The 16891-nt window shown below is 47.9% G+C and carries 16 protein-coding genes; 2 read left to right on the forward strand and 14 right to left on the reverse strand.

The window, feature by feature from the left end:
- Nucleotides 1-25: 25 nt before the first annotated feature.
- The 3 genes from M3194_RS03790 to M3194_RS03800 form a co-directional block, all read right to left on the reverse strand.
- The gene (locus M3194_RS03790) at nt 26-1378 is read right to left on the reverse strand and encodes an aspartate aminotransferase family protein (protein WP_251651684.1); all 1353 of its coding nucleotides are present in this window, start codon (nt 1376-1378) and stop codon (nt 26-28) included.
- Between the two features lie 33 nt (nt 1379-1411).
- The gene (locus tag M3194_RS03795; RefSeq protein ID WP_251651685.1) at nt 1412-2872 is read right to left on the reverse strand and encodes a CoA-acylating methylmalonate-semialdehyde dehydrogenase; all 1461 of its coding nucleotides are present in this window, start codon (nt 2870-2872) and stop codon (nt 1412-1414) included.
- 192 nt (nt 2873-3064) lie between these two features.
- On the reverse strand, nt 3065-3772 hold the full coding sequence (locus M3194_RS03800) for a class I SAM-dependent methyltransferase (RefSeq protein WP_251651686.1): 708 nt from the start codon (nt 3770-3772) through the stop codon (nt 3065-3067).
- A gap of 425 nt (nt 3773-4197) precedes the next feature.
- On the opposite strand from M3194_RS03800, the gene M3194_RS03805 reads away from it, so the two are divergent.
- Entirely contained in the window at nt 4198-4356 is a 159-nt protein-coding gene (locus M3194_RS03805) for a hypothetical protein (RefSeq protein WP_251651687.1), read from the forward strand.
- On the opposite strand, the gene M3194_RS03810 is transcribed toward M3194_RS03805, so the two are convergent.
- From M3194_RS03810 to M3194_RS03850, 9 genes are all read right to left on the reverse strand, one after another.
- Entirely contained in the window at nt 4327-5301 is a 975-nt protein-coding gene (locus M3194_RS03810) for an SLAC1 anion channel family protein (protein WP_251651688.1), read from the reverse strand. The genes M3194_RS03805 and M3194_RS03810 overlap by 30 nt on opposite strands.
- A gap of 277 nt (nt 5302-5578) precedes the next feature.
- Nucleotides 5579-6490 carry a hypothetical protein gene (locus tag M3194_RS03815; RefSeq protein ID WP_251651689.1) on the reverse strand — a complete coding sequence of 304 codons (912 nt, stop codon included), beginning with the start codon at nt 6488-6490 and terminating at the stop codon, nt 5579-5581.
- Between the two features lie 70 nt (nt 6491-6560).
- Nucleotides 6561-6770 (reverse strand): hypothetical protein, encoded by a 210-nt coding sequence (locus tag M3194_RS03820; RefSeq protein ID WP_251651690.1) that lies wholly within the window; start codon nt 6768-6770, stop codon nt 6561-6563.
- Nucleotides 6771-6887: 117 nt separating this feature from the next.
- Nucleotides 6888-7766, reverse strand: a complete 879-nt coding sequence (locus tag M3194_RS03825; protein WP_251651691.1) for a LysR family transcriptional regulator — start codon at nt 7764-7766, stop codon at nt 6888-6890.
- On the reverse strand, nt 7693-8211 hold the full coding sequence (gene ilvN, locus M3194_RS03830) for an acetolactate synthase small subunit (RefSeq protein WP_285889076.1): 519 nt from the start codon (nt 8209-8211) through the stop codon (nt 7693-7695). The genes M3194_RS03825 and ilvN overlap by 74 nt, the downstream gene beginning before the upstream one ends.
- Before the next feature lie 194 nt (nt 8212-8405).
- Nucleotides 8406-9674: an FAD-binding protein gene (locus M3194_RS03835; RefSeq protein ID WP_251651693.1), complete on the reverse strand. Its 1269-nt coding sequence runs from the start codon at nt 9672-9674 to the stop codon at nt 8406-8408.
- A gap of 124 nt (nt 9675-9798) precedes the next feature.
- A complete protein-coding gene (locus M3194_RS03840; RefSeq protein WP_251651694.1) occupies nt 9799-10116 on the reverse strand; it encodes a hypothetical protein in 318 nt (105 codons plus the stop codon).
- 87 nt (nt 10117-10203) lie between these two features.
- Complete coding sequence (locus M3194_RS03845) at nt 10204-11097, reverse strand: helix-turn-helix domain-containing protein (protein ID WP_251651695.1); 894 nt, start codon at nt 11095-11097, stop codon at nt 10204-10206.
- A gap of 82 nt (nt 11098-11179) precedes the next feature.
- Nucleotides 11180-12025, reverse strand: coding sequence for an oxidoreductase (locus tag M3194_RS03850; protein WP_251651696.1), 846 nt, complete (start codon nt 12023-12025; stop codon nt 11180-11182).
- A gap of 338 nt (nt 12026-12363) precedes the next feature.
- Here M3194_RS03850 and M3194_RS03855 point away from each other — a divergent pair, with 338 nt between their 5' ends.
- Nucleotides 12364-12813 carry an LLM class flavin-dependent oxidoreductase gene (locus M3194_RS03855; protein WP_251651697.1) on the forward strand — a complete coding sequence of 150 codons (450 nt, stop codon included), beginning with the start codon at nt 12364-12366 and terminating at the stop codon, nt 12811-12813.
- Nucleotides 12814-12887: 74 nt separating this feature from the next.
- Here M3194_RS03855 and M3194_RS03860 read toward each other — a convergent pair whose 3' ends face one another.
- Complete coding sequence (locus M3194_RS03860) at nt 12888-13727, reverse strand: DegV family protein (protein ID WP_251651698.1); 840 nt, start codon at nt 13725-13727, stop codon at nt 12888-12890.
- Nucleotides 13728-14197: 470 nt separating this feature from the next.
- Nucleotides 14198-16837 (reverse strand): galactose-binding domain-containing protein, encoded by a 2640-nt coding sequence (locus M3194_RS03865; protein ID WP_251651699.1) that lies wholly within the window; start codon nt 16835-16837, stop codon nt 14198-14200.
- Nucleotides 16838-16891 lie beyond the last annotated feature (54 nt).

Here is a 16891-nt window from a genome sequence, read left to right on the forward strand (position 1 = left end):
CAGGCTTTTTTTGTTTTTTCTTTTACTATATAGCGGCGAACACTTCTCTAAGCGTTTGAATAATAAAGGTTACATCCTCATCAGTAGATGACAACGGCGGGCTGATCGTAAGCACATTATTGTAGCCTGCGACGGTATCGCCGTTTTTGCCGATAATAAGCCCCTTCGCCTTGCACTCGCCAATGATTCGGACTACTCCGGACAACGGATACGGCTCCTTCGTTTGCTTATCGCTAACCAATTCGATCCCCATCAGGAATCCAAAGCTCCGTATATCCCCAACAATCGGATTTTCTTTCAGATTCGCAAGCTCTCTCGCAAGACGCTCGCCAAGAGCTGCCGACCGCTCAACCAGCTGTTCCCGCTCCAATATCTCGAGATTAGCCAATGCGAGAGCGCAAGCTGCCGGTGATCCGCCAAATGTATTCAGATGACGGAAGTGGCTGTACATCTCTTTGCCCTTGAAGGCTTCATAAATTTCTTTGCGCACTGCCGTTACCGATAAGGGCAAATACCCGCTGGTCAGGCCTTTCGCCATTGTCACGATGTCGGGCTTGATGCCGTAATTCATATGGCCAAACTTCCGGCCCGAGCGTCCAAAGCCGCAAATGACCTCATCCATAATGAGGAGGACACCGTACTTCGTGCAGATATCACGGACCTTCTCCAAATAGACGGGTTCCGGCACGATAACTCCACCGCCCGTAATCACCGGTTCCATAATGACTGCAGCGATTGTCTCCTGCCCTTCCCACACAATTGCCTCTTCCATCTCTTGCGCGCATTGCAGGTTAAATTGTTCAACGGTCATTCCCTCAGGACGACGATAGCTGTCCGGCGGACGGACATGGAGAAAGCCTCCCGCAAGGGGTTCGTACATATATTTGCGCTGAGCTTGCCCGGTTGCGGCGAGCGCTCCCATGGAATTGCCGTGATACGCCCGGTATCTGGAGATAAACTTGTATCGGCTTGGGGAGCCCGACTGCTCATGGTACTGCCTTGCAATCTTGAATGCGACTTCATTCGCGTCGGAGCCGCTGTTGGAATAGAAGATGACATAATCGTCCTCCAGCCATTCGTTTAGCTTCTCCGCCAGACGGATAGCCGGCTCATGGCTTTGCGTCAGCGGGTAATAGGACAACTGCTTGAGCTGCTCATATGCCGCACGTGCCAGCTCCTCCCGGCCATAACCTACATTGACGCACCACAATCCCGACATGCCGTCCAAATAACGATTGCCCCGGTTATCCGTAATCCACGAGCCCTTCCCTTCGGTGACGACCATTGGAGGTACTTGCTCATTATACGGGGTCATGGCATGCCATACATATTGTCGGTCCTTGGCAATCAGATCCGCTTCTTCCTGATTGATAGACATCGCTGCGCACTCCTCTCCATTAACCCATAATCATTAATATCGGGCAGTTACCATTTTCTTGCGCGTATAGAACTCGACGCCATCACGCCCGTTGGCATGAAGATCGCCATAGAAGGAATTTTTGTACCCGGAAAACGGGAAAAAGGCCATCGGCGCGGGAACGCCTAGATTAATCCCCAGCATGCCGGCATCTATTTGTTCCCGAAACTTGCGAATGGCCCTCGCGCTGTCCGTATACAGACAGGCGCCATTCGCGAACTCCGATTGATTGCTAATCGTTATCGCCTCTTCCAGCGTGTCCGCCCGTACAATCGCAAGTACGGGAGCAAACAGCTCTTCTTTCCAGATGGTCATGTCCGGATTAACGTAATCGAAGATCGTAGGGCCGATAAAATATCCCTCTTCGCTTACCGCGTCCAGCCGTCCGTCACGGACGAGCCGTGCTCCTTCGGCGACGCCAAGCTCAATGTAGCGGATCGTTCTGTCTTTGTTTTCCTGGCGAATGACCGGCCCCAAGAATACCCCCTCTTCAAGACCATTGCCAATCCTAATCTGATTGGCTGCTTCAATGAGCCGCTGCTGCAGCTGATCCGCCGCATCGCCGACCGCAACAACAACCGAGCAGGCCATGCAGCGTTCTCCTGCGGAGCCAAAAGCCGCCGCAATAATATTGGCAACCGCAAGCTCCATATCCGCATCGGGCATCACGATCGAGTGATTCTTCGCTCCGGCGAGTGCCTGCACACGTTTGCCATGACTTGCTGCGGTCTTGTACACATACTCCGCCACCGGCTGCGAGCCAACGAAGGATATGGCTTTGATCCGCTTGTTTTCCAGCAATCCATTGACCACATCCCTCGCGCCATGCACGACATTGAGTACGCCATCCGGCAATCCCGCCTCCTTGAACAGCTCCGCCAAACGACTCGCTAAAATCGGCGTGCGCTCGGAGGGTTTTAATACAAAGGTATTACCACAAGCGATGGCCAGCGGAAACATCCAGCAGGGCACCATCATCGGAAAGTTAAACGGCGTAATTCCTCCGATAACGCCAAGCGGATAGCGGTACATTCCGGACTCAATGCCGGTTGCGATATCGGGCAGCTGACTGCCCATCATTAAGGTAGGTACCCCCGCAGCGAACTCCACGCATTCGATTCCCCGCTGCACTTCGCCATGCGCTTCCGTGTAGCTTTTACCGTTCTCTGTCGTGATCAATCTGGCAAGCTCTTCCCAATGCTCGGTCAGCAGCTGTTGATATTTGAAGAGGATCCTTGCCCTTCTCGGAACGGCAACCTCACGCCATTGTTCGAAAGCTTGCTGCGCTGCCGCCACTGCCTGTTCCACATCTTCTTGCCCGGAATAAGGAACCTGTGCAAGCAGCTCTCCTGTTGCCGGGTTTGGCACCTCTTCATAACGGTCTCCCACCGGCTCCACCCATTGTCCGCCTATCCAATTTCGCAGCTTCCTGACAGTTGATTGAGACTTAGTCATACCAGTCGCCTGCCCTTCTTTCACTTGCTATATATGTCTAGTATATGGCTCAATATTACCGTTTTCATTAGACAGTATGTCACGAAGTAAACGAGCGATTTCAACCTTAACGTAACAAACGAGAATAGGCGGCTAACGCGTGCATCCATACTTTCTCCACACCATCATTAGAATGGACCTCCACCCAAGGATTTAGCTTAAACGGCGAACAATAAAGGTCAGCCAATTGCCACGAAACTCGATAGGCTTCCCGTATTTGATCTCTTGTATAGACTGGGGGATTACACGCTCAACAATAATTTCCCAATCGCCATAGATTTCTTTCAATAACGAGATAGCTTTGCCTGTTGCCAGATTCAATTCAATGAAGCCTTCCGAAACTTCGCCCGTACTACAATCAAGCTCCTCAGACTGCGTATTGATCAGAATCGCATTGATCCCGTGAGGCTTTGTGCCTGCAATCATCCCTGCAACAACCCGGCGAAAGGCTTCTTCCGCAGATACGTGCTCAAGCGCAGAGCAAGCGATGATGTAGTCATAAGATTGCGGGGAGATCCGATACTCCTCAATATCCGCGACGATGGCATTCAGATTATCGCGCACCTCATATTTTCTCGCGTTCTCCTGCAGAATCTCGACTGCTGAAGGAATTAGATCAACCGCTGTTACCGTGCCGCCATAAGCTTTAATCGCTTGCGCAATCGGAATGGAATTCCTCCCAACGCCGCTGCCGAGGTCCAATACGCGCACGTCATGAGGATCCAGTAAACCGAAAGTATCCATAATGGCTTTGACTGGCCTAGCCAGCCATGTTCCGGGCGCAAACAATTCGTTCTCGGCGTAGAACTTCTCGTGGTACTTGATTTCCTCGGTACGTGCCTGAATGAATCTCATACTCATAGGTCAGCCTCCTCTATCAACCCCTTTATTCTCCCTATATCCCCCATAAAAGGCAATAGGTTTCTGCGCTGTCTTGATCATAAAAAAATGCCGCAATATATGCGGCATTTCGGCATTTAGACCTCAATTCTTCCTCTGTATGCGTGAGTTCCTACAAGTTAACTCGATCCTTGAAATCCTGAAACGTTCGCGCAAGCTCCCGCCATCTCTCAGGGACCTCAACCTTATTTGCGCAATAAACGGCTTGTAAATACCGGGATATGCCGGTTACTTTTTCTCCCGCCAGGATCTCGCGTATTTCAGATGGTTTTGTCGGAACCTGATTGTCAAGCACGATGCCGAATTGCTCCAGCGGCAAAAACATGCCCGTGCAATTGAAGTTCTTTGCTAGCGACCCTTCGGTCGTTCGATAAGGCAGGATCAGCATGATTGCTAGAATACAAAGCATCGAGATTCGCGATGGAGGGCAGGTTGCGGATTCTCGTAAAATGAAAGAAGGACTTCCTCTTTGCGCTGTTCGTTATTTTGTTTATGACGGCATCCCTCATACCGGCTTATCCTTTGAGCAATTTGCCATTCAATAATATATTAATCGTACGGATAAAGAGAACAAGCAGGACGACACTGAGCAAAGCCAGAATAACTCCGGCAATCGCGATTAACGGCCAAGAATCCAAGAATAAGGCATATTTCAAAGCAGCGTTGCTGAGAGCGGCAATCGGGAAGCTTACAGCCCACCAAGAAGCGCTAAAGGCCGTCGATTTCTTAAATACTTTAAAGAACAAAACGATAAACAAGAACAGACCGGAGTAGAACAAGACGGAGGCAAACGGATCAATTCGCTGCACATAGTTCGTATAGCCCAGGAAACCAACCTCAAACGGCGCCATCATGATAATCATGCTAGGAATTAATCCTAACGGCAGCGGTGCGTGATGAATCAACCTGGAAAAGATTAAGATTAGGAAGAATAAAGCGATAATCCCTCCAATTGCAAGTGTCATGAGATTAATTTCATGCGCCCATCGGAATGGTATGGTTCCGCCGGCAACAGAAATATCAAGAGTCCCTACCACGGGGATCAGCAAAGGCGGTACCGTATTCCCCGGCTCGTTATTTCCGCTCAACAAACGCGATACGAAAACAAAGCTAAGCACCAAGGTCAATATCGTCCCGATGATCCAAATGACCTGTCCTGTACCTTCGCTGTAATGACCAACGACGGAGGAAAGCAAAAGCATTGAAATCGTGATCGTGCCGAAAAAGTTTCCCAATATGGGATGCGTAAATTCGCCTTTAACTTTCTGAGGGTACAGAACCCACTTCGATATATAACCTATGGATAAAGCGATAAATACCACGATTGCAATAATCCCGCAAATATCGGAAATAACGGCTGGAGTGCCGAATAACTTGCTTGCTTCTCTCCAAGCCAGAGATAGACCCGAGATCCCCATAACCGAGGCAAATAGATTAATGGGCAAAAATTCAATGGAGCCAATGCTTCTTTGTTTCTCTATGGCAACCATAGTCTACATGAACGTACACCACTTTCTATGTCTTTAATGCGGAGTTCCATCGTGCTATGTCGTTGTAAAACGTCAAAGAAATCTTTGTTCGTTCTCCTTCAGATGTAGATCGACTTTCTCCTATTGGCTCATTGTATGAAAATCAATACTATCGATCAATATCATTGTTTCTATGAAAACGATAGACGAAAACAATGATTCGAGATCACAGATCAATGAAAAAAAGACCATGAGGGCAGCTGCTGCCTCATGGTCGATATGCGGGAGGTAATCCGTTTTATGCCCCAACAACCGATGGTTTGTTCCGAAGCTGCCGGTACCCGGCAGAAATGCACATCAAGCCTCCCGTTGTGACAAAGACGCCTATAGGGAATGCCCATGTGCTCCACTCGGGAACAATAAGAGGCATTAAGGAGACGCCAAACGCAACGGGGATGGGCATTTTAAACAGCTTGCAAAGAATGATTGTAATCAATACGTTAATGACACCGATTCCTATGATTGAACCATCCAGCAAATGGTACACGCCAACTGAAAGAATACCCGTTATTGTTAATACCGTTAAACGACGAGGAATCATATTCCAAGTGAATGTCTCCATATGAAACACCTCGAAGATAAGAGCAAAGACAGGCGGAATAATTAGAAATACGGCATCTGCCGCGATTGCTAGTCCAATCCAAAGACCTAAAATGACGGTTATAATCACCGTATCGGTTACCTTGCGGAATTTCTGCGTACCGCCAGAAAATTTCTTCGGATCTCTTCCTTTAAATGCGGCCAGCATAATGACAAAAGTAAAGACGGCCGTTGAGATGGCAAACACATAATTATCCAGTCCCAAAAAAATCGGGAGCAATGCGGCAGGAATCGTCGGCCCAAAATGGACTCGGAATATATGCATGAGAAGGACCACAACAACAAGTCCCAGCCAAATTTTCATCAAAGGCGGTAACGACAAAGCATTCATGAAAGTGCCTATAAACGCTGCTAATGTTGGGGAAAGCCATAGATGAACGGGATTCCTTATCCAATGCGGCACCGGGAATACCATGACCCCCATCGCCATGCCGGCGATTTCGGGAAAAAGAATATCCTTTTGTTCGAGAACGACAGAACCAATCAGCATGAGAATAACCAACAGATAGGCCGAATAAAACCCTTTGGATTTCAAGAAGTCCAAAACCATCTCGGATGTGCTCCTTTCTGTTTTCTTAATATCCGCTTTGGATTATGCATCCTATACTTTAAATATGAGCTTAGAAAAAATCGAAATCTGGCGGCGGCATTTGAATGAATGACGAGCTTGTGCGAGAATGTCTCTTGCCTCTTATCCAGACGTGCTTATCGTCATAGCCTTCCAGCAATCCCCCGGCCGTAAATTTATCATCCGTAACCACCACCACATATTGACCAAAAAATAATACATTATCAAAATCAGCATCAAATCGAAGGGGATTTGGATGCATATCTTATCATCCTTTCTGTTGAAATGATGTGAAGTCCATCTGCCCTCAGTCTATAAAATTCACTGTTATAGATCAATATCGTTATTTCTATGAAAATGATAGATGTTCTTTATCGAATTATCCTTCTTCGTTGTCGCAATATTCTTGCTGGCTATCCTTCTTGAGCAGCTTTACATGAGCCGTCAACGTATCAATAAAACCTTGCGAAGCTTTCCCCATATATTTATCGCGGAGATATACGATACCCACTTGTCTGCACAAGGTTGGATTCTGTATCGGAATACGAACCAAATTGTCGTAATTGTACATTTCAATCAGGGTTTTTGATAAAATCGTGCCCCCTCCGCCTGAACGGACAAGCCCAAACAACGAGTCGATCGTAGAAGTCTCAATTAAGGGATCCAGCTTCTGCCCGGCCAGCGAGCAAGTCATATCGATCAATTGCCGGCACCGATGGGTCTCGGGGAACATGATGACCGGTACATCGAGTATTTCTTGAAAATTTACGGCTTCACGGCCCGCATATTGATGCTCCGGCGTAGCGACAAAATAAAATTTTTCCCGGTAAAGGGGAACGGTTTCAATTCTGTCATCCTCAATGGGCAGAATAGTAATGGCCAAATCCAATTCGTTTTGTAATATTCGGCTTACGACATCTTCCATGCTAAAGACTTTTATCTTTACTTTGGGGTATTTATGGTGAAAATCAAGCAGCAAGGAAGAGACTAATTGGCTCAGCTCGCCAGGGAGAGCACCAATCGATAAAGTGCCTCGCTCAATATGCAGAAGCTCTTCAATTTGCTCTTTGGCGTTAATTAAATTGCTCAATGCCAATTTGCTTTGTTTATACAAAATATGACCAGCCTCGGTAATCGCGATTTTCTTCCCGATACGATCGAATAACGGGACCCCAAGCTCGTCTTCAAGCGTTTTGATTTGATGGCTTAAAGAAGGCTGGGTAATCCCCAGCTTGACGGAGGCTCTTGTAAAATGCATTTCCTCGCATGTCGCGATAAAGCATTCCAACTGTCTGAACTCCATATGAAACGACCCTTTCCATTACGATTTCCGGGAAGCCTTCCTGCTGATTAACTTCTCCGCGAGCCATGGCAGTCAAGCCTGTATGCGTTAATTCCAGGATGCCATAGGGCTTCAACAATTCAATAAACGAGTTGATTTTATCTTGATCCCCAACCACTTCAATAATCATATTATCCAATCCTTTATCGACAACAGAAGCACGGAAAGTATTAACCATGCTTAAAATTTCAGGGATCACTTTAGAAACAGCACTTACCTTGATCAGTACAAGCTCGCGTTCAATGAGAGGATAAGCGCTTAATTCAACAATTTGAACAACATCAATAAGCTTATTGAGCTGCTTTTGAACCTGATTTAGCATTTTATCGTCTCCCGACGATGCGATAATCATTCGGGACAACCCGAATTCGTCAAATTGCTCATATTATCCCCATCTCCTCACTTGATGTCGTTCTCGGTTCAAGTTCCTGTTGCCTGATTGTAGGAGATTCAAATCGATTGATCAATATCATTGTTTCTATGATAATGATAGGTAATTTCGATCATTTATTCCTAATTAAAAAAAACCGAGCCTCTTCCCGAGGCTCGGTCCAATTACGATTTCCCTAAAACATACTCTTCCATATACGCATTCCGGAATTTCCCCTCCGGATCGCATTCCAGCATCAGCTCCCGGAAGTCCGGAAGCTTCACGAACAGTGGCTGTAACCGTTCGGCCGGCATGGTGAACAGCTTGGCCCAGTGCGGCTTCGCATGGAACGGCGCAAGCTTCTCTTCGATAAGCGGAAGCACCTTCTTCACGGCTTCCCAATTTGGCTTCCAAGTAAAGTGGAATCCCACGGAATCCTGTTTATAGCTTGGGCTCATCCACAGCTCATCTGCCGCTATGGTACGAACCTCGGAAATAAACAAGAGCGGCGAGATTTGCTCGCTAAGCTCACTAATAGCACGGATAGCGTGATAAGCATCCTGGCGTGCTACGAAGTATTCCGTTTGCAGCTCTTCTCCGGCGCTTGGCGTGAAGTCCATCCGGAAATGCGGCAGCCGCTCATGCCATGGTCCCGGAACGCCAAATTGCTCGCTGCAATTTTCCGCTGTTTGCGCCGGTACCGGATGGCGCTTCGCTTCAGCCAGGCTTGCGCCAAAGAACTCCGCTTCCGCATCGGCTCCTGTCTCGGGATTGAACAATCTCTTCTGCCATACCTGATTAAACGTCGAATCCTTCCAGTCCGTAAACAGACTCACGCTGTAAGCGCTTGAGAAAATCGCTTCAAAGTTATTTTCCAGCTGCGCCAAAGGAAGATTATCATAAATATATTGACTGATCTCGAATACGGTTTGAATGTCCAGCGTAATAGCTGTTACAACGCCCAGCGCCCCTAAACCAACAACCGCTCCGCTAAATTTGCCATCCTGATCGTCCCGGGTGAACACGGCCACCGTTCCATCCGCTTTCACAATCTCAAGGGCATATACCGCCGTTGCCAGATTGCCGTTCCGGTCGCCAGAGCCATGGGTTGCCGTCGAGATCGCGCCTGCGATCGTAATATGCGGCAGTGAAGCCAGATTGTGAAGGGCGTAACCTTCCCGATAAAGATACTCGCCGAGATCTCCGTAACGAATGCCGCCTTCAACTTTTACGCGGTTATTGACCTTGTCCAAGGCCAGAATACGATTCATCTTCTGAAGGGACACCAGGCTTGCATGCGAATCCGCGATTCCGTTAAAGGAATGTCTCGAGCCGAGCACTCTCAGCTTGCTGTTTCGCAAGACAATTTCCTGCACTTCTTCTACGCTCTCCGGGTAGAGATATTCCAGGGCATTATACGTATAATTGCCTGCCCAATTCCGTTCATTTGCCACAACCTGCACTCTCCAGTCATTCGAGATGATAACGTCCACTTATAGTCATTAACCATCCGATCTTCTTTTCCTGCTCCGGAGAAAAATAAAATAACCAGCCCTGTGCAGAAGGCCGGTTCGTTCATTACGTCATATCCTTAAATTCGCCGCGCTCATAAGCGGCATCGAATTCCTCATCACTCATCCGGTTCATCTCATCAATCCGCGCGATCAGACGGTTGCCCTCTGCGAGGAGTTCAGGACGAAACTCAAAGACTGTATCGGTCTCCATAACATGATCAATGGTCCATTCGCGGCTCTGAAAGCTGAAGCTAAGCCTTGCGCTTATTTCCTCTTCCGCGCCTTCCAGCTGCATGGTCAGCATATTGTCCAGCATCTGAACGCCCTGGGGCAGCGCATGATAATTAAAGCCTTTCTCTGTTAACGAAGAAATACGGATCACCCAATCGACTCCCCCCATAAACTCGTCAATATGATACCAAATCTTTGCGAAAAATCAACAAATTTCGCCAATTTTCACGATATTGTCTCAGGTGGGCTTATGAAAGGCATGCTTGTAAGCGGAAGGAGCGACGCCAAACCTCTCTTTAAACACCTTGGAGAAATGGGCTACATTCTCGAATCCTGTCGAAAAACAAGCATCCGTCACCGATGCGGAGGTGTGAAGCAGCATATCCTTGGCCATATCCAATCGGCGGTTGCGAATCCATCTCACGGGAGAGCTATTGTATATCGCCTGAAAATCCCGTTTGAAGGTCGACAAGCTTCTGCCCGACAGATAGGCAAGATCACTTAGCGACACCGGGTTAGTGATGTTCTGCTCCACCACCTCCGTTATGCCCTTTCGGTCAGTGCTTTTTAGTTGCAAAAACTGGTACAAAAACTGCTCTTCGGCATCCGCCACATCAAACAGTAATTCCAATAATTTAACCTTGATCAGCCCTTCCTTAAGGGCATCCGCTTCTTTAAAGTAAGGCTTTAGTGAATAAAGATAGTTCGTTAATCGCTCATTAACTCCGGTTACGGATACCGGCACTAAGGCGGAAGGATAGTTATATTGCAGATCGGCCATGTTAATAAATTCCGTAAGCAGCTCATCTTTCAGAAAAAACATCATATAGTCCAGTAAAAAGTCAGAGCCTTCATCTCCCGACTTCTCGTATTCAACCATAATCGATTTCTGCAGCAGAACCATTTCGTTCTTCTTCACCGTAAATTCCTCTTTGCCGAATCTTACTTTATAGATTCCCTCGAGTACAAACAATAGAAGATGATCCTCCAAGAACATGCTTCCCTTCAAGCCTTCTGTGAAGGTACAAGATTCAACAACGGTCAGCCCCTTCATTCTCAATATCCCTTGATTATTGGAATCTTTGGCTAGACTGTGGGGAACCTTAATTGCTTTCTCCGCCCGCAGCAACAAATGAATAGCCTCCTGTCGATTGTTGATCCGAATAAAAAACCGGGGTGCAGCAAATGCCCCCGGTTATATTTATATAATGAGATTATACATCGTCGTGATCTGTACCAGTAATGACATCATACCAGTTCTCGATATCCCTTTCAAAGCTTGCCGTCTTCTCCCTGTAGCTTTGCAGCGAATCTTTTCCAAGCGGCAAATGGACAGGCGGTTTTTCGGCATTCGCAAGCCTTACAATGGCTTTAGCCAGCTTAACCGGGTCTCCTGGCTGCTTGCGGTTGGCCTCTGCGGCGAAATCCCTCATCTTCCCGACCGTCTCGGCGTAATCGGGAATGATCCGATCCGAGCTGCTGAGCGATGAAGCATCCAGGAAGTCCGTGCGGAAGAAGCCCGGAGCCACTACGGTAGCGTGAATGCCCAGCGGTGCCAGTTCTTGCGCCATGGATTCCGTAATCCCTTCAACAGCAAACTTGGTCGAGCCGTACACTCCCCAACCGATATATCCGCTTAGTCCTCCGACAGAAGAAATATTAATAATATGTCCCGCGCGTTCTTTTCTCATATGCGGCAGCACTGCGCGAGTTACGTTAAGCAGCCCGAACACATTGGTCTCGAAATTTCTTCTCACTTCATCTGCGGAAGCTTCCTCTACCGCGCTAAGAAGTCCAAATCCGGCGTTATTGACGAGAACATCGATTTTCCCGAATTTCTGAACGATCTGATCCGCGGCTTCCTTCGCCTGCGCTTCGTTAGTGATATCTAATATTCCAACGCTAAGATTAGCGGGATTTCCGAGCTGATCAAGCAGATTCTCCGGGGAACGACGAACCGTTGCGATGACCTGATCTCCGGTTGCGAGCACTGCCTTCACGATCTCCAAACCAATTCCTCTGGATGCTCCGGTAACTAACCATACTTTTTGCTTTGTCATTATTCTCCCACCTCATGCTTTATTTTATTTAATCTTTTGTGTTCCGCGTTGCATGAGTTAACTATAAAGTTTTTTCCCCGGATGTACTTTTCCGTAAAGCCCGTTTTATTTGTTTATTTAGCTCATAAGGAGATAAGCATCCATGCAAATAGGGTTACAAATATGTAACCCGGACATAAAAAAGTAACTATTTCTCAAACTTGTCTATCGGGATGATAATGACAGTGCAAACACTCCTAGCTGTGTGTGCTGCGGCAAACTTAGACCTTTCCGGAAAGGTTGCCGTCTACGCCGTTCATGTAGAAAGCAGGTGTTTCGTTTGAATAAAACAATCGGAAATGCCCATTTGGGTCGGCGTCGGCGGCACGCCGCAAAGCGCCATTAATGCCGGCCGTCTTGGCCTTGGCATGAATCTTGCCCTGCTCGGCGGAACGCCGGATAGGGCAAAGCCTCTTGCGGATATGGGACATCATCCTTCCGTACTAAGAGTAGCCGTCTCCAGTCATGGCTATATCAGCGAGACGTCACAGCAGGCACAGAAAGAATTTTACCCCTACTATAGCAGTTATCTCGGACAATTTCTGAAGGGTAAAATGTCCCAAGCCGAATTCGAGCGCATCTCCGGGCCTGAAACCGTACTTGCCGTGGGCAGTCCCGAACAAGTCATCGAGAAGATCTTGCACCAGCATGAATTATTCCGGCATGAACGATTCATGATCCAATTGGATATCGGCGGAATGCCTTATAGCAAAGTAGCCCCCTTGGTACGCCGCGAGTTATCGCGTTAACTTCATTAGTATCGTAAAAAAACCGAAAGACGAGCACTTTAAAAAGTGCCCGTCTTTCGGTTTAACCCCTTAACTTACTCTGCGCAATACATAAAGCCGATGGCCCCGGGTCCGGTGTGCGTCGTAATAACCGGAGTTGCCGGACGAATGCGGACCGGAACTGCTGTAATGCGGCCCAGCTCTTCCCGAAGCCGTTCTGCCAGGGAGAGATTATCGGCATGAGAGATTCCGATCTCGGTAATCTCTTTGCCCTCGGTATCGCTTTTGAATCGTTCCATTAAGCTCTTAATAATTTGGGATGAAGTCCGAACCTTGGTAATCGGCGTATACACGCCTTGCTGAAGCATGGCAATCGGCTTAATGCTCAGAACGGAGCTGATCCACCCTTTTGCTTTGCCGATACGTCCGCCTTTTACGAGATTTTCGAGCGTGTCTACTACGACTAATAATGAAGTGTTTTCAAGCATGTTCTTTAGTCTCGCTTTAATCTGCTGGACGTTTAATCCTTCACGCGCCATCTTCGCGGCTTCAATGACCTGGAAGCCAAGCGCCTGAGAGATCATCTGCGAATCTATCACCACTACGCTGCTGGAAGACATCTCGGCTGCAGCGCAAGCCGTAGAATAAGTTCCGCTCATGCCGCTGGTCATATGAATGGAAATAATCGTATCTCCGTTTTGCCCAAGCCGATCGTACAAATCAAGGAACACCCCAACTGCGGGCTGCGAGGTTTTCGGAAGCTCGGCGGAATTTTTCATCTTCTGAATAAAATCAAGCGGAAAAATCGTTACGTTATCTTCGTACGTTTCACCATCTACATATACCGACAGAGGAATGACTTCCACTTCATGCTGGTCGAGCAGTTCCTTCGGCAAATCAGTTGTGGAATCGGTAACAATCCTGATGCCAGGCATATTTAGCCTCCTAAAATGAATTATCACCATTAATGACCGTAGTTCGGATATTGTGATGATTCATGCTTCGTAAGCATTCGCTTAATGAATTATCACCATTAATGACCGTAGTTCGGATATTGTGATGATTCATGCTTCGTAAGCATTCGCTTAATGAATTATCACCATTAATGACCGTAGTTCGGTCATTGTGATGATTCATGCTTCGTAAGCATTCGCTTAATGAATTATCACCATAATGTCCGGTTCCGGTCATTGTGATGATTCATGCTTTCGTATAATCAAACTTGTGAACAATACGTTGAGCCCTGGAATTGGTTTCATTATTTCAATATGGAACTATATTCCTACAACATCTGTCTATTATCCCATGATTCTAGTCGAGCGGAACAGGTGAAAAAATGGGAGCTTTCTAAATGCGAGAAGAAGCCCGGCTCATAAGCAGGGCTTCTTCCTTTTTCAACTATTAATCACCAGTTATTGCCTGTGCCCGTTACCGTAAAGCTGGCTGACGTATTGGAGAATTTACCGGATGGCGCCCCATTCACCGTGTTATTATTGAATGCCGAGCTGCCGGTTGCCGTTCCTCTAATATAGACTCCATAGGTTCCTGCATTAATAATCGTGTTCGAAGCATACGTTACCGAAATATTCGGAGCTGGTTCTTCGATAAATATAGCGGAGTAAACGCTGTCCTGAATCGTATTGCCGGACACCGTAACCGTCAGGTTTTGGGCTTTGCCGCTGTTATTCAGCCAATACGCCCAGATTGCGCCGATCTGGTAGCCATAATCCTTATGATAGGAGCCGGTTCGGATAAGCACGTTGTCTTGCACGGTTATCGTCCCTGTCATGGATGGAGGATTAAAGTTCGTTCCAAACGAGATGCCCGAACCATTCACCACCGTATCCGTCAGCAAATTAGCGATTACCTTGTTATCCTTGCCTCCGTAAACGGCAATGTTGTTTGCAAGAGTAGGAAGCTGAACCGTGTTGTAGCTGAAAGTATTATTCGTGTTTAAATAGGTGTCCGACCACATCGCAAGACCGTCGTCGCCGCTGTTGCGGACCGAGTTATTCGTGACCGTCGTATTTGAAGTGCCGTAATGAAGATTAAGTCCATCCGCCCAAACATTACGAATTCTGGAGTTCGAGATCGTCGCATTATTCGTCTGATTGGTTAACCAGAAGCCAACCTTGCCATGCTCGATCCAGAGGTTCGTCAACGTCGAATTCGTTCCGTTGCCCTCTACGCCGGATACACCGTTATAATCATCGCGGATAATATCGTTTGCGCTGATCTTGAAATCCGAGATCGTAACATTGCCGCCGCGCAGATAAAGTCCGGCATAATTGCCCGACAGAGTCGAATACCAAATGCCCGCGCCTTTCATCGACACTCCGCTGTCAAGGTACAGCCTGGTTCCGGTACTGTTGTAACCTGCGCCCTTCGTTCCATTATTCAGCGTAAACGTACCTGACGGAATCCACACCCCTTTGTACGTACCGCCTGAGTTTTTCACTGCGTTGATTGCATTGTTGATCGCCGTTGTATCATCTGCACCGTCATTTGCCACGGCACCGTAACTCGCGATAGATACATAATTGGACGGCATCGTTAACGCAGCCGGAATCGCTTCGGTCTCTATCAGATCGATTGTCACGTTGGCTGTCGAGCTAAAGTTCAGGTTTGTCGCATTCCGCTGAAGCTTAATCACCGTTCCCGCCGGGTATTCCTGATTCAATACAACGGATACTTCGTCATAGAGATGATGAGGGGTTGTTGGCGTGGCGTTCGGGTTATTCGACCAGCGGATCTCTCCGCCTTCCGTTCCCCAAGCCCCATAGTTCCAGCTGTACTTGGAAGTCAGGTTAATATCCTTGAACAAAGTGCCCCCAACGTACATGCTGATAGCCGAATCCATGCCTGTTCCTGAGGCGTTATCCGGAATCGAGTAACGGATCGTTACGCCTTTTGCCGCCTTCGCCAAGGCGAACTGCACATATTGGCCGGCAGCTGTAAGCTGTACGGCTTTTCTGCCCGAGGCTTCCGATGCGATATGGCCAAATGTCGTATTTGGACCAACGATAGTCCCTGTGGAAGTAACGGATTCTGCCTCATAAGCGTCATAAGGCATCGTTGCACCGTATGTTCCCGCAGGAGGCGGAGTCACGGGAGGAGTCACTGTGCCCCCGCTTCCATATACCTCGAGTTCCGACACTTGACCTCCTGTCGAGCCGGAGTTCGCCGTAACGTTCACTCTGACATATCTAACAGAAGCCGCTGTGAAAGAGATCGTAACCGCATTGCTCGAAGCTGGATTAAATGTATAGGTGCTGGAAGCGGCAGCCGTGTTGTAGGCACTATTGTCCGTGCTTGTTGAGACAGATAATGTCTGCGTTCTAGTCCCCCAGGAAGCCGGGAGCCTCAGAACAACCGCGTTTACGCTTTGCGCGCTCCCGAGATCGACAGTAAGCGTATTCGGATACGAATTGGCTGCGCCCTCATAGTAGGTCGATGCGTTGCCGTCAACCGCGTTTGTGGCCGCAAAGCCGGAGTAATTATTGTTCGACGTGATCGACTTGTTCAGAGCCAGGTTTGTCCCGGGTGGCGTAGTGCCTGAGGAATTGTCGCTGACCACCATATTGTCCAGGTTCACATTCCCCGAATCTGTTGCATCGAACTTATACGTAATCGTATTGCTGCCTGAATTCAAGGTAACGGTTTCTGATAGAGTGGTCCAGCTGTTCCAGTCGGCCGTTGCCGATAGCGAGATCTGCTTCAGCTTGGTGCCGTTAATATATAAACTTAACGTTTTGGCGGAGCCTGTTCCGTTCGAATACCTTAATGCTGCCGTATAGCTGCCCGCTGCACCGGCAGATACCGTAAAAGCTGTGGCAGCATTGCCTTTATTCGTGTCGGTATAACCGCCAACAAAACCGGAACCCGTATAGCCTGTGTGATCCGAGGCTATAACAACTCCGCCCGAGCGGGTTGCGGATTCCGCTTCATAGGTTTGCGATGCTGCTGAAACGGCCGCGGCAAATGGCAGTTGAAGAGCTAATAGGGCCAAAGTGAGTACATAAATAAACAGCCGGTTTTTTAACATGAGATTACCTCCAATGGATTAGGGTTTGAACCGTTGACGAACGCTTCCTCCTCC

It is taken from the genome of Paenibacillus glycanilyticus, assembly GCF_023715145.1.
GTDB classification, from domain to species: Bacteria; Bacillota; Bacilli; order Paenibacillales; family Paenibacillaceae; genus Pristimantibacillus; species Pristimantibacillus glycanilyticus_A.